The sequence below is a fragment of the Pseudoalteromonas shioyasakiensis genome, from assembly GCA_013391845.1.
In the GTDB taxonomy this organism is placed as follows: domain Bacteria; phylum Pseudomonadota; class Gammaproteobacteria; order Enterobacterales; family Alteromonadaceae; genus Pseudoalteromonas; species Pseudoalteromonas apostichopi.
This window is the reverse complement of the sequence record CP058414.1, coordinates 2,909,613-2,923,879: the sequence shown is the minus strand read 5'-3', so window position 1 is coordinate 2,923,879 and position 14,267 is coordinate 2,909,613. Positions and strand designations below refer to the sequence as shown.

Genomic DNA, 14,267 nt, shown 5'->3' with positions numbered 1-14,267 from the left:
GTATTTATATACAGTGTCAGGTTTGGCTATGAAAACACAATTACCAGCAAAATATTATTTAAGTCATTTCTTTGAGCTCGCTGAGTTTATTCGATCTCAGTGCACGCATTTACTCTTAGCTGAGCAAATGCAATTTCTTGAAAAACTCACCCTACTTGATGAGCAAAGTTTGTGTACTTTGCTGCGTATTTATTCCCGTAAACCAAAAATCGTGGCACTGTCATCGTTAAATTATGAAGAAATCCCTAATCTACATGGGGCTATTTTTAAGCTAAAGCAACAGGGGCTGGTGGCACATCCAAGTCATGATGAATTAGATTTGCTGCTTGAGCATTTAACAAAGCCAACTTTATTAACCTTATTAGCAAACGATGAGTTAATGACGACACAACCTGATTATAAAAAATCAGCCAGCAAACATAGCTTAATTCAACTTTGTAAACAGTATATTGACCGCAACCACAGTGATTTAGACGCTTTATTTAGTCAGTTCGTGGTCAATAGCCGAAGCCAGTATTATGAATACTTTGAGTTTTTACATAGCGGCCGACTAAGTCAAGGCGATATAAACCATCAAAATCGCTTTGTAATGCGTGACTTAGGAATTGCAAAAGTACGTGGTGATGTCAGCGACAGCTTATCGCGTTTTAAAACCTTAGCCGAGGCACAATCGCATTATCAATTAAACCAGTTGCGTATGCAGCTTAAGCAAAGCCAATCAGAAACACAGTACCAAACCTTAGCTCAAGCACTTTTAGCTATTAACTGTGAAGATGAATTAGCCCAGAGCATCAAAAACAAGTTACTGATCCGCTTATATAAGCAGCTTAAAGATCATGACTTAGGTTTTGCATTTGAGTTACTAGAGCATTGTGAGGGCAGTAGTGAAGCGCAAGAGCTGGCAATTCGCCAGCGTTACAAGCTAGGAGACAAAAGCTGGGTTGAGCATAAGCTTGAAAATATTATCCAAAACCCGCTTGATGATAGCATTTTGTATTTCGCCGAAGACTTTCTACAGCGTAAATATAATAAGCAGCAACGTTCACGCTTAACACAAATGTTAATTGATACAGAGCATCAAATAGAGGTTGATGACATTTACCGTGGTGATGTAGAGCAAGGAGTATGCGAGTATTATCAACAGCTCGGTAACACTGTGTTTTTTACCGAGAATAATCTTTGGTTAAGTCTTTTTACCCTAACATTTTGGCAAGAGCTCTTTATCGAGACACCGTACCCGCCGTGTAATGAATTTGATCTTTATCCACAAGTACTACTTGCTGATTGCTTTTACACATCGCAGCATACACAAATTGAGCAAAAGCTTGCAAATTTCACTAGTAATGAAGCGTTGTATAAATATGTTTGTAAAAACGCAGGACAGTACTACGAAATAGCCAATGGTGTTTTTATGTGGCATAGCGATATTTTAGAGCCACTAAAAATGTTGATAAAACACAGCAGTCTAGCTAGTTTAAAAGCGCATTTATTGCAAATGACAAAAACCTTTAAGCAGCTTAAAGATGGTTACCCAGATTTAATGGTTTTAAAAGAGCATAAGCTCACATTTGAAGAAGTTAAAGCTCCGGGCGACAAACTAAGACGCAACCAACTTGTCAGTATTGATGTCTTAAAACAACACGGCTTTGAAGTAAATATCGTTAAGGTGAGCTGGTTTAATGATCCAAATCGCATTTATAGTGTGGTCGATATAGAAACCACTGGCGGCGTACAAGGGAATAATAAAATCACTGAAATTGCGGTTGTGCAGTTACAAGCTGGCGAAGTTATTAAGCAGTGGGCGAGTTTAATCAATCCCGAACGAAGTATTCCTGCCTTTATTACCAAATTAACAGGAATTAACGCGGCAATGGTACGTGATGCTCCTCGCTTTGAGGACATAGCCGACACGTTGCGTGCCCTGTTAAAAGGCAGTGTATTTGTTGCTCACAATGTGAATTTTGATTACGGATTTATTCGCAAGGAATACGCTGCACTCGGGCAAGGTTTTAAAATGCCTAAGCTATGTACAGTAGTTGAATCACGAAAGACATTTCCAAAGCTAAAGTCTTATTCACTTGGTAACTTAGCGACACACTTTGAATTGAACTTAACGAATCATCATAGAGCATTAGCCGATGCAACTGCTACGGCAGAGTTATTGATACGAATTCAACAAGCACAATCAAATAAGGCGAGTTGACCTCGCCTTGTAAATTATTTACCAGGGAATTGGTGAATATGAACATCTCGCTGTGGGAATGGAATAGTGATATCAGCAGCATCAAAGGCAATTTTGACTCGTTCATACAAACCAAAGTACACAGGCCAGTAGTTATCCGATTCAACCCAAGCCCACACTAACATGCCGATATGACTTTCACCGTGCTGGCTAACATGCACTGTTGGTTTTTTATCTTCTATATCTTTTAATACCAGATCATAGTCATCCAGAACGCTCATAAGCACGTCACGGGCTTTATGAACGTCATCGCCATAGCTAATACCAAACTCGATTGCAACGCGGTGTGTTGGCTCTGCAAACTTATTCTTAACACAGCCATTCGATAGCGTGCCATTTGGAATAATGATTTTTTCATTATCGTAGGTAAGTAAAACAGTGACAAAAATTTGAATTTCTACTACTTTCCCCATGTAGCCTTGGGCTTCAATAACATCACCTACTTTAAAAGGCTTGAAGAATAGGATAAGCACTCCACCTGCAAAATTCGCTAGACTGCCTTGCAGTGCCATACCTACGGCTAAACCGGCTGCTCCGAGCATTGCAATAAATGAGGTTGTTTCGATACCAATCATCGAGGCAACAGATATCAGCAGTAGTACCTTTAAAATGACAGAAATGAAGGAGACTAAAAAGTGCGTCAAACCAACTTCGAATTTGACCTTATTCATTGATTTTTCAGCCATGTTGGCAACTCTACCAATTAACCACCAACCAATGATTAAAACCAGTATTGCTAGAATAAACTTTGGCCCGTAGAGCATTAGCAACTCTATAGCTTGGTTGTAGATTTTCTCGATTGATATTTCGTCCATTATTTTTCCTTGTTATACAACAGAGTATTTAAAGAAAATAATAGTAGAGGAATTGCTTTACGGTGTGGGGTCTGCTGGGAAAATGTGAATTTTCTGAGGCGTTTCAGTTATAACTAACAAAAAAGGAGTAGCAAGCTACTCCTTTTTTGGGGTGAGTCGAACGTTACTCCGTGCGTTTGCTTGGAATAACTTTAACTAACTTCACCATGTTTTCTTTTATCTCGATCACTTCAATAGGGTATCCGGCAATACGTAAACTTAGGTTTGAGTCTGGGATATCCTCTAAGTATTCAACGATTAAACCACTTAGCGTTTTCGGGCCATCAATCGGGAGCTCCCAACCCATTTCTTTATTTAAATCGCGAATATTAGCACCGCCATCTACAAGTACTGAGCCATCGTCTTGCTCTGTAACTTCCTCACTTGGCGTGCGAGTTTGCGTTGTTGTGAAGTCACCAACAACTTCTTCGAGAATATCTTCAAGTGTTACTAGGCCTTGGATATCGCCATATTCATCAACAACTAAACCGATACGCTCTTTTGATTGCTGGAACTTAAGCAATTGTGTGTTTAGTGATGTGCCTTCAGGAATAAAGTAGATTTCACGAACCGCACGTAATAGTGATGGCTTATCAAACTGTTCTTTAGTTAACAGGCGCAGTGCATCACGTGAGTGAATAAAGCCAACAGCATCATCAATTTGGTCACGATATAATAAAACGCGAGTATGCTGAGCATGAGTTAGCTGACGGCTAATAAGTTTCCAGTCATCATTGATATCGATAGCAACAATTTCGTTGCGTGGGATCATAATATCTTCAACAGTTACTTGCTCTAAATCTAAAATTGAAGTCAGCATGCTTTGGTGGCGAGCTGGTAATAGAGCACCAGATTCGTTCACCACGGTTTTTAATTCTTCTTTACTTAAACTGTGCTCTTCAATTTGTGCTGTTGTGATACCAAACAAGCGCAGCATGCCATTGGTCATCCAGTTTACGATAACCACAAATGGGAAAAGTATTTTCAAAAGCCCCTTAAGGACAATCGAACTTGGGAAAGCGACCTTTTCTGGGTAAAGCGCTGCAAGTGTCTTTGGTGTTACTTCGGCAAAGATTAAAACCACTAAGGTCAGTGCACCAGTTGCAATTGCGATACCGAGGTCACCGTATAGGCGAATACCAATAATCGTTGCAACCTGTGCTGCAGCGATATTAACTAGGTTGTTACCAATCAAGATCAGACCAATGAGTCTGTCAGGGCGACTTAACAGTTTGCTGACGCGTTTCGCTGCACGATGATCTTCTTTAGCAAGATGTCGCAAGCGGATACGGTTAATTGACATAATTCCAGTTTCAGAACCAGAAAAATAAGCAGAAATAAGTATCAATAATCCCAATATAATAAACAGGGTACTAGTCGATATGTCGTCCAACGATGGATCCTTTTTTTATAAATCAGTGCATATTAAGCTAGAGACAGCTTGCTGAGTCAAGTTAAAACTTATTTAGAATCACTTCTTGGATGAAACGGCTGCCAAAATAAGCAAGCGACAAGATAAAAGCGGCTATCATGATCGAAAACACCACGGGTTTACCACGCCAGCCTTGACGTAAGTGACCCACTGTTACAACAGTGAAAATAAGCCAAGCAATTAACGATAAAACCGTTTTATGGATAAATTCACTGGCAAACATACCTTCTAAGAAGATAAACCCAGAAAGTAGTGCAAAGGTAAGTAGAATTGTACCAAGCGTGAGTAATTGATAAAGCTGACGCTCAACGACCATTAAAGGTGGAAGATGACTGTGTACGATTGCTAAGTCTTTGCGCTTTAAACGCTTATCAATAAAGTAAAACTGTACCGCATAGAGTGTCGAGATTATCAGCACACAATATGCCAAAAGTGATAACGATATATGAGTGACTAAGCCAAGTTCAACATCTATTGATTGTAAAATCACATGATGCGGAATAAATAAGCTGGCAAGTGTAAGTAAGGCCGCAAAACCATACACAACTGGTAGTAATAAGGTAGCAGGGAACTTGAGCGACACAGCTGTAACGGATACTACGATGACCCAACAGGTCAATAAAGCAACGTTGACGATACTCAAATCTTGACCGTCAGCACGAAAAACTGAATTAACCAGTAATAGCATATGGGCAAGGATAGCCACAGTGCTTAGTATCACTGTGAGTTTTTGGCTCGGACCTTGTTTGTGGAAAAGGCGTGATAGCACATGTGACGTTGCTAACACATAAAACAAACTAGCAATAATAGTTAAACTAATAATCATCGTGTTTTGGCCACTTAATTTATATAGATAAATCCTTGTCTCTTTGATGCCATTGTATTTTATAGCAAGGAAAAAGCATAGAGTTTGTAAAAAGAAACTCAAACTACACACTTGAACACTGTATTGTCGACCACCATTTACGGTATACTGCTAGTAATTAAATTTTAATATTGCCTGTATTGTCTTCAAACTTGTCTGTTTTATGTACACTACAGGTGAAACACGTTTTATCGGAACCTTTACATGTTTGAGAATCTCCAAGAACGCTTAGGTAAAACCTTAAAAAATATCAGTGGCCGCGGACGCCTAACTGAAGAAAATATAAAAGATACATTACGTGAAGTCCGCATGGCATTTTTGGAAGCGGACGTTGCATTACCTGTTGTTCGTGAGTTCGTTAAGCAAGTTAAAGAACGCGCCGTTGGTGTTGAAGTAACGAAAAGCTTAAGTCCAGGCCAAGTCTTTATTAAGATTGTTCGTGAAGAACTTGAAAAGGCAATGGGTGAAGCAAATGAAGAGTTAAGCCTTAATGCGCAGCCGCCTGCGGTAGTGATGATGGCGGGCCTACAAGGTGCTGGTAAAACAACCAGTGTTGGTAAACTAGCTAAATTCTTAAAAGAGCGTAAGAAAAAGTCTGTGTTAGTTGTTAGTGCTGACGTTTATCGTCCGGCAGCAATCAAACAGCTAGAAACACTTGCTGATGAAGTGGGTGTTGAGTTCTTCCCAAGCGATATCTCACAAAAGCCAGTAGATATTGCGAATAATGCGATTTCACACGCGAAGAAAAAGTTCATCGATGTAGTATTAGTCGATACTGCAGGTCGTTTACATGTCGATAACGACATGATGGACGAGATCAAAGCACTGCACAGTGCGATTAATCCAATCGAAACCTTATTCGTCGTTGACGCGATGACAGGTCAAGATGCAGCAAACACCGCAAAAGCATTTGATGAAGCGCTACCTTTGAGTGGTGTGATCTTAACAAAGACTGATGGTGATGCTCGTGGTGGTGCTGCATTATCAATCCGTCATATTACCGGTAAGCCGATCAAGTTTATGGGTGTAGGTGAGCGCACTGATGCACTTGAACCTTTCCACCCTGACCGTATTGCTTCTCGTATCCTAGGTATGGGTGATGTACTTTCATTAATCGAAGAAGTCGAAATGAAAGTAGATAAAGAGAAAGCGGCTAAAGTTGCTGAGAAAGTATTTAAAGGTGACGGCTTTACATTAGATGACTTTGCTGAGCAACTTCGTCAAATGAAGAACATGGGCGGTATGATGTCGATGCTTGATAAGCTACCGGGCATGCAAAACTTACCAGACGCCGTAAAAGGGCAGATGGGCGATAAGACTTTCGTACAAATGGAAGCCATCATTAACTCAATGACACCAAAAGAGCGCGCGCGTCCTGAAATCATCAAGGGCTCTCGTAAAAAACGTATTGCCGCAGGCTCTGGTACCCAAGTGCAAGAAATCAACAAACTGCTTAAGCAATTTACGCAAATGCAGAAGATGATGAAAAAGATGAAAGGCAAGGGGGGTATGAAGAAAATGATGCGCGGTATGAAAGGCATGTTACCACCTGGCATGATGGGTGGTGGTCCTAAATTTTAATAGCGCTTTTTATTAAGTGTATAAAAAGGAGCGTATAGCTCCTTTTTTTGTAGATAATTTATGCATAGTTGTTAGCTGCATGTAAGATTTAAAGGCCAGATCAGTGTTTAATCAACTAAACTTACATTTTGCAGCAGTTCTTACTTGCAATGTTGCAAAAAACTCGTACAATTCCCCAGCTTCCCGTACTGGGGAGTAAATCTTATTAATGAAAACAGTCAATCTAATGTAGAGGACGGTATGGTAACTATTCGTTTGCAACGTGGTGGCGCTAAAAAACGCCCTTTCTATCAAATTGTGGTTGCGGATAGCCGTTTCTCGCGTGACGGTCGCTTCATCGAGAAAGTAGGTTTCTTTAACCCAATTGCTTCTGGTCAGGAAGAAAAAGTACGTTTAGATTTATCTCGTGTTGAACACTGGGTAGGTCAAGGCGCATCTCTTTCAGATCGCGTAGCTAAGTTAGTTAAAGACGCTCGTAAAGCGGCTTAATAGGCGTAAGAGTAACCATGAGTCAAGAGAACACCTCGTATATTACAGTAGGAAAGCTCGGTGCCCCGTATGGTATAAAGGGCTGGCTTAAGGTGCATTCATTTACTGATGATCCCGAAGGGATCTTCGATTTCAGCCCATGGTTGATAGGGCAGCAAGGTAAATGGCAGACCTTAGAAGTGGTCGACTGGCGTCGCCACAACAAAGGCTTTATCGCTAAAGTTGCGCAAGTAAACGACCGAGACGAAGCAATGGCTTTAACCAATGTAGAAATCTCAGTAGACGCAGCGCAGCTACCAGAATTACCGCAAGGTGAATTCTATTGGCGAGATCTGATCGGCATGTCTGTTATAACTGATAAAGGTTATAACTTAGGCACAGTCGATGACCTTATGGAGACAGGCTCAAATGATGTTTTGGTTGTGAAAGCAAACAAAAAAGATGCATTTGGCCAAGCAGAACGTTTAATTCCTTTCTTAACAGACTCTGTTATTAAAGAAGTTAAATATGATGCAAGAGAAATTACCGTTGACTGGGACCCAGGGTTTTAATGTCACAAACGAGTTCGCTATGGGTAGGGGTGATTAGCCTTTTCCCGGACATGTTTGATGCGATTACCACTCAAGGGGTTACAGGTCGCGCAGTTAAAAATGGTCTAATTGACTTTAACTGCTGGAATCCGCGTGACTATGCTACTGATAAGCATAGAACTGTAGATGACCGTCCTTACGGGGGTGGTCCTGGCATGTTAATGATGGTTGAACCATTGAAACAAGCTATCCTTGACGCTAAAAAAGCGGCAGGTGATGGTGCAAAAGTAATTTATATGTCACCGCAAGGGCGCAAATTAGATCAGCAAGGTGCAAGTGAACTTGCGCATTCAGAAAAGCTGATTTTAATTGCCGGTCGCTATGAAGGTATAGATGAGCGAATTATAGAATCATACGTTGACGAAGAATGGTCAATTGGTGATTTTATTTTAAGTGGTGGTGAACTACCCGCAATGACGCTAATTGATGCAGTAGCACGATTAGTACCAGGGGTGTTAGGTCATAACCAGTCAGCTGAGCAAGATTCATTTTCGAATGGCTTGCTTGATTGTCCTCACTATACACGGCCAGAGACATTGGATGATAAACAGGTGCCTGCTGTATTGCTCAGCGGAAACCACCAAGAAATCGCTAAGTGGCGCACAAAGCAATCACTTGGTAGAACTTGGCTTCGTCGTCCTGACTTGTTGCATAACCTAGCTCTGACTGAGGAGCAAGCGGCACTCCTTGCTGAGTTTCAGCAAGAGTACCAACAAGCTTGTGGCTAGAAGACAGTTACACCTAGGAAAGTGAGAAATATAATGGCAAAAGTAAACCAAAATATTATTAAAGCGCTTGAAGAAGAGCAGCTTAAATCAGACGTACCAGCATTCGGCGCTGGTGATACAGTTGTTGTACAGGTACGTGTAAAAGAAGGTAACAAAGAGCGTCTACAGGCCTTTGAAGGTGTTGTAATCGCTAAGCGTAATCGTGGTCTTCACTCAGCATTCACAGTTCGTAAAATTTCGAGCGGTGAAGGTGTTGAGCGTGTATTCCAAACGCACAGCCCTCTTATCGATAGTATCTCAGTTAAACGTCGCGGTGCTGTTCGCCGTGCGAAACTTTACTATCTACGTGAGCGTTCTGGTAAATCTGCACGTATTAGAGAAAAACTTAACTAATACGCGCTGTTTTACAACGCAAAATAAAACGGGTTGCAGCCTTAGGTTGCAGCCCGTTTTGGTTTTTATACCACAAAAATAATTTTCCCCCCTTTGTGAGACACCTAAGTACTCCCTTCAAACTGATCGACTGACCTCTATTTATCCCTTTATAAGCTATGCGACATGCACGTTAGGGCTTTGTGCTTTGGCTGTTATCCTGTTACTATAATTTGTATTAAAAGCTTTACTTTTTTGTATATAATTATTTACGTTTTTAGGGTTTGAGGTGTAGTAACGTGGTAACAGTGAATGATCTAGCTGATTTAAGAGCAGGAATAGATGAATGTGATGCGCAATTGGTGGCATTACTGGCAAAGCGTAATGGGATTACAGAAAAAATAGGCGCAATTAAGCAACAAATCGGTGCGCCATTACATGCCCCAGATCGCGAGGCTGATTTACTTGCAGCTCGCCGCAAAGAAGCAGTCGCACAAGGGGTTAACCCTGAGTTAGTTGAAGATATCCTGCGCCGTATGATGCGTGAAGCGTATCAAAACCAGCAAGGTAGCCTCGCTTGTGTTGCACCTCAGTTATCACCCATTGTAATTGTTGGTGGTGAAGGTGCCATGGGTCAGCTATTTGCTCAACAATTTGCTCGTTCAGGTTATGAAGTCCGTATTTTAGATAAAGCACAGCAAGCACAGAGTGAAGCGATATTAAAAGGGGCAAAATTAGTCCTTGTGAGTGTACCAATTAATGCACTTGAACACGTAGTTTCGGCATTACCAACACTCGATGATGACTGTTTATTAGTTGATATTACATCAGTTAAGCAAAAGCCTTTAAAAGCCCTAATGGCGGCTCATAGCGGCCCAGTAGTCGGGTTGCATCCCATGTTTGGTCCAGATATTTCACACTGGGTAAAACAAACCGTTGTTGTGTGTGAAGGGCGAGATCATGAAGTAGCTAAAGGGCTAATGGCGCAACTCCAAGTTTGGGGATGTCAAGTGGTTGAAATGGATGCTAAAAAACATGATGAAGCGATGCAAATCATTCAGGTAATGCGTCACTTAACAACCTTTGTATACGGTCAGTTTCTTGCCAAGCAAAGTCATACGTTGGCAGAGCTTCGCAGCTGTTCATCACCAATTTATCAGTTAGAGTTAATGATGGTTGGGAGATTGTTTGCTCAGTCACCTGAACTATATTCTGATATCATGTTAGCGCAATTCGACGATGTAGAATCATTACTTGCAAATTACCAAGATACTTTTGCGGAAACCCTCGAAAAACTCAAAGCAGGTGATAAAGCTGCATTGATTGCCGCGTTTGCAGATGCGAAAGAGTATTTCTCTGATGCGACAGCGCATTTCTTAACGCAAAGCCGAAGCTTACTAAACAAAGCGAACGATGCAAAAGTGTTAGATTAAATACTCATACTCAATAAAACCAAAAGCCCGCATTTCGCGGGCTTTTTTGTTTAGATTAATGACCACCAAGTGAGCCTGGTAACACACCCGTATGGTGGTTGATTAAGCCCCATTGATAGAGTAAATCTGTCATATCAGATAGGCTAAATAAGGTCATACTCAAACCAACAATCGTTAACACTATGGTATATGGTAGGGCCATATAAACCATGCGCCCGTAAGACAGCCTTAGTACAGGTGCTAATGTTGATGTTAACAAGAACAAGAACGCAGCTTGGCCATTAGGGGTAGCAACACTTGGCAAGTTAGTACCTGTGTTAATAGCCACAGCCAGTAAATCGAACTGATCACGAGTAATTTGACCTGCTTGTAGTGCAGCAGCAACTTCGTTTATATACACAGTACCTACGAAAACATTGTCACTGACCATCGACAGAATACCGTTAGCTATGAAGAACATGACTAATTGCAGCTGGCCTTCAAAAGTAAGTACCCATGCGATCACGGGTGTAAATAAATGCTGGTCGATAATAACGGCAACAATTGAGAAAAATACGCAAAGTAATGCAGTGAATGGCAGGGCTTCTTCAAATGCTTTACCTAGTTGGTGTTCTTCAATGATGCCGGCACTGGCTGTCGCAAAAATAATTACCGATAAGCCAATTAAACCAACAGTGGCTAAATGAAGTGCTAGACCTATAATCAACCAAACAGCGATAAATGCTTGAATAGCTAAGTTCACTTTATCGCGTGTAGTACGTTTTTTCTCAAGCTTTTTAGCGTGGTCCGATAATATAGTGTGAATGGGTGCTGGGAGTTTGGCACCATAGCCAAATGCTTTGGTTTTCTCTAGGAAGAAAGTCGTGGCAATACCTGCAATCATTACAGGCAAAGTAATAGGCAGCATACGAAAGAAAAACTCGCCAAAGAACCAGCCAGCTCGTTCCGCAATAATTAAATTTTGTGGCTCTCCTACCATAGTACACACACCACCTAAGGCAGTACCAATTGATGCATGCATCAACAAGTTACGTAAGAAAGCGCGAAACTCTTCAAGCTCTTGGCGATTGACAGGACGTACCTGGTTATCATCGTTAATATCGTGCTCACTGTTAGAATCTTTGCCAGATGCCACTTTATGATAAATGCTATAGAAACCCATAGCGACGGCAATAACCACAGCCATAACCGTTAACGCATCTAAGAAAGCGGATAAGAAGGCAGCTGCAATTGTAAACGACAGCGATAACACGGTCTTGCTACGCACCGAAACAACAAGCTTTGTGAAAATATACAAAAGCAAGTCTTTCATAAAGTATATGCCTGCAACCATAAAGATAAGTAACAGAATTACATCAATATTCTGTACTATTTCATGCTCAACTTGGCCGGCTGTTGTCATTCCAATAAACAACGCCTCTATGGCTAATAAGCCACCTGGTTGAAGCGGGTAACACTTTAGCGCCATTGCGAGTGTGAAGATAAACTCGAGCACTAATACCCATCCTGCCAGATAAGGGTTAAGTTGAAATAAAACTGGGTTGATTAGTAAAAACGCAATAATGGTGTATTTATACCACTGTGGCGAAGTCCCCAAAAAGTTTTTAAATATTGCTGGTAAAACGCGCTGTTGCATGGCCGTACCTTTTATTAGTGCTGGTTGTTATTGTAAATAATTAGAAGTTGAGTATATCGAAAGTATTGTCGTTTGGTGTGCTTTTAATCCAAAAGGTCACTTATTTAACGAGATCTTAAAGATTTTTATGCACAGCAGAGTTAGTTTACTTGTTAGTTGCTGATCATCTGGTACAATCAGTGAGTTGAATGCCAAATGCGGTAAAAGTAGTTGCTAACTCAAGTGGAAATTGAATGAGAATTTTTAAAGCGAAAAGCCCAGCAGGTTTTGCTGAAGAATACATTGTAGAATCTATTTGGAATGGTGACTTTCCGCCTGGCTCAATTCTTCCTGCCGAACGTGAATTGTCAGAACTTATTGGTGTAACACGCACAACGTTACGTGAAGTACTGCAGCGTTTAGCTCGTGATGGTTGGTTAACAATTCAACACGGTAAACCTACTCGTGTAAATAACTTCTGGGAAACCTCAGGTCTAAATATTTTAGAAACACTTGCGCGTCTAGATGAAGATAAAATGCCAGAGCTTACAGATCAATTACTTTCTGCTCGTACTAATATCAGCGCAATTTACACTCGTGCGGCAATTAAGCTTGCCCCTGAGCGTGTAATTGAAATCTTAGCGCAAAGTGAAGAGCTTGAAGACAGTGCTCAAGCATTTGCTGATTACGATTATAAAGTTCACCATGAACTAGCCGTTGCTGGTAATAACCGCATTTACGTGCTTATATTAAATGGCTTTAAAGGCTTCTACTCAAAAATTGGTTGCCATTACTTCTCTGATTCACGTACCCGTGAATTAGCGCGTCAGTTTTATAAAGATTTAACTGTGCTGGCAGAGCGTCGTGAACACGATGGAGCGATTTCTATGATGCGTAAATACGGTCATCAAACAGGTGAAATCTGGCAGCAAATCCGTGGTGATATGCCAGAAGATATCATGGACTAGGTAGCACTAATTGATTTTCTATTTTTTAAGAGCCCAGCTTGATGCTGGGTTTTTTGTGTTCGCAAACTTTTTACAGCAGAAAGTTAGACTTACGAGCAAGTGTGCACGACATTCTTTTCTATCGTCACTGCTTTGTTCTGACCAAGATTAATACTAATAATACTTAATCATTTTGAGGGATTAGACCTGTCGCTACCACTATAAAAAGGTCCTCACTTATTTCACGAATTGATAAGAATCGTCAGTATTTAACGTGAATCAATTTTTCCGATTAGGCATATCGCTTTTTTCGATTGTTCATTTGTCTGTAACCTCATTAAACTATCTTGCAAATTATCAATACTTACTCTTGGTTTTTGCTTTTTAGTAACCATATATAAGTGAGTATTGCATAGGCAATTGGAAATAAACTCAAATATTTGGAGATAAAAATGGGTGTATTAGTTGGCCGTCAGGCACCAGACTTTACTGCAGCAGCTGTTCTTGGTAACGGTGAAATCGTTGAAAACTTCAACCTAAAAGAAACTATCAAAGGTAAAAAAGCAGTTATCTTCTTTTACCCGTTAGACTTCACTTTCGTTTGTCCTTCAGAGTTAATCGCTTTCGACAAGCGTTTTGAAGAGTTCCAAAAGCGTGGCGTTGAAGTAATCGGTGTTTCTATCGATTCACAATTCTCACACAATGCATGGCGTAACACTGCCGTTGCTGACGGTGGTATTGGTCAAGTTAAATATGCACTAGTTGCAGACGTTAAACACGAAATCTGTCAAGCATACGACGTTGAGCACCCAGAAGCAGGTGTTGCTTTCCGTGGTTCTTTCCTAATCGATGAAGAAGGTAACGTACGTCACCAAGTAGTTAACGACCTTCCACTAGGCCGTAACATCGACGAAATGATCCGCATGGTTGACGCGCTAGCGTTCCATAGCGAGCACGGTGAAGTATGTCCAGCAGGTTGGACTGAAGGTAAAAAAGGTATGGATGCAAGCCCTGAAGGTGTTGCTAAATTCCTTTCTGAAAACGAAGGCGACCTATAATTTAGGCCTTTGTTAGCGAATTAAAAAACCCGCCAATTGGCGGGTTTTTGTTTTTAAGCTC

At 40.9% G+C, this 14,267-nt stretch carries 13 protein-coding genes; 9 read left to right on the top strand and 4 right to left on the bottom strand.

Going from position 1 to position 14,267, the window contains the following annotated elements:
- Positions 1 to 28 precede the first annotated feature (28 nt).
- A complete protein-coding gene (locus tag HYD28_13405) occupies positions 29 to 2,203 on the top strand; it encodes a VRR-NUC domain-containing protein (protein QLE09865.1) in 2,175 nt (724 codons plus the stop codon).
- Positions 2,204 to 2,217: 14 nt separating this feature from the next.
- Here the strand turns inward: HYD28_13405 and HYD28_13400 are convergent, their stop codons facing one another.
- The 3 genes from HYD28_13400 to ccsA form a co-directional block, all read right to left on the bottom strand.
- The gene (locus tag HYD28_13400) at positions 2,218 to 3,057 is read right to left on the bottom strand and encodes a mechanosensitive ion channel (protein ID QLE09864.1); all 840 of its coding nucleotides are present in this window, start codon (positions 3,055 to 3,057) and stop codon (positions 2,218 to 2,220) included.
- A 163-nt stretch (positions 3,058 to 3,220) separates the two neighbouring features.
- The gene (locus HYD28_13395; GenBank protein ID QLE09863.1) at positions 3,221 to 4,489 is read right to left on the bottom strand and encodes a DUF21 domain-containing protein; all 1,269 of its coding nucleotides are present in this window, start codon (positions 4,487 to 4,489) and stop codon (positions 3,221 to 3,223) included.
- A 61-nt stretch (positions 4,490 to 4,550) separates the two neighbouring features.
- A complete protein-coding gene (gene ccsA, locus HYD28_13390) occupies positions 4,551 to 5,354 on the bottom strand; it encodes a cytochrome c biogenesis protein CcsA (GenBank protein QLE09862.1) in 804 nt (267 codons plus the stop codon).
- Positions 5,355 to 5,597: 243 nt separating this feature from the next.
- Here ccsA and ffh point away from each other — a divergent pair, with 243 nt between their 5' ends.
- The 6 genes from ffh to tyrA all read left to right on the top strand — a co-directional run bounded on the left by ffh (position 5,598) and on the right by tyrA (position 10,586).
- A complete protein-coding gene (ffh, locus tag HYD28_13385) occupies positions 5,598 to 6,974 on the top strand; it encodes a signal recognition particle protein (protein ID QLE09861.1) in 1,377 nt (458 codons plus the stop codon).
- 240 nt (positions 6,975 to 7,214) lie between these two features.
- Positions 7,215 to 7,463, top strand: a complete 249-nt coding sequence (rpsP, locus tag HYD28_13380) for a 30S ribosomal protein S16 (GenBank protein ID QLE09860.1) — start codon at positions 7,215 to 7,217, stop codon at positions 7,461 to 7,463.
- 17 nt (positions 7,464 to 7,480) lie between these two features.
- On the top strand, positions 7,481 to 8,014 hold the full coding sequence (gene rimM / locus HYD28_13375; GenBank protein ID QLE09859.1) for a ribosome maturation factor RimM: 534 nt from the start codon (positions 7,481 to 7,483) through the stop codon (positions 8,012 to 8,014).
- Positions 8,014 to 8,781: a tRNA (guanosine(37)-N1)-methyltransferase TrmD gene (gene trmD, locus HYD28_13370; protein ID QLE09858.1), complete on the top strand. Its 768-nt coding sequence runs from the start codon at positions 8,014 to 8,016 to the stop codon at positions 8,779 to 8,781. Before rimM ends, trmD begins: the two co-directional genes overlap by 1 nt.
- A gap of 33 nt (positions 8,782 to 8,814) precedes the next feature.
- Positions 8,815 to 9,174 carry a 50S ribosomal protein L19 gene (gene rplS, locus HYD28_13365; GenBank protein ID QLE09857.1) on the top strand — a complete coding sequence of 120 codons (360 nt, stop codon included), beginning with the start codon at positions 8,815 to 8,817 and terminating at the stop codon, positions 9,172 to 9,174.
- A gap of 278 nt (positions 9,175 to 9,452) precedes the next feature.
- Positions 9,453 to 10,586, top strand: coding sequence for a bifunctional chorismate mutase/prephenate dehydrogenase (gene tyrA / locus HYD28_13360; GenBank protein QLE09856.1), 1,134 nt, complete (start codon positions 9,453 to 9,455; stop codon positions 10,584 to 10,586).
- A gap of 55 nt (positions 10,587 to 10,641) precedes the next feature.
- Here the strand turns inward: tyrA and nhaB are convergent, their stop codons facing one another.
- Entirely contained in the window at positions 10,642 to 12,222 is a 1,581-nt protein-coding gene (gene nhaB / locus HYD28_13355) for a sodium/proton antiporter NhaB (GenBank protein QLE09855.1), read from the bottom strand.
- 233 nt (positions 12,223 to 12,455) lie between these two features.
- Here nhaB and fadR point away from each other — a divergent pair, with 233 nt between their 5' ends.
- Positions 12,456 to 13,169, top strand: a complete 714-nt coding sequence (gene fadR / locus HYD28_13350; protein QLE09854.1) for a fatty acid metabolism transcriptional regulator FadR — start codon at positions 12,456 to 12,458, stop codon at positions 13,167 to 13,169.
- Positions 13,170 to 13,600: 431 nt separating this feature from the next.
- The gene (locus tag HYD28_13345; GenBank protein ID QLE09853.1) at positions 13,601 to 14,206 is read left to right on the top strand and encodes a peroxiredoxin C; all 606 of its coding nucleotides are present in this window, start codon (positions 13,601 to 13,603) and stop codon (positions 14,204 to 14,206) included.
- Positions 14,207 to 14,267 lie beyond the last annotated feature (61 nt).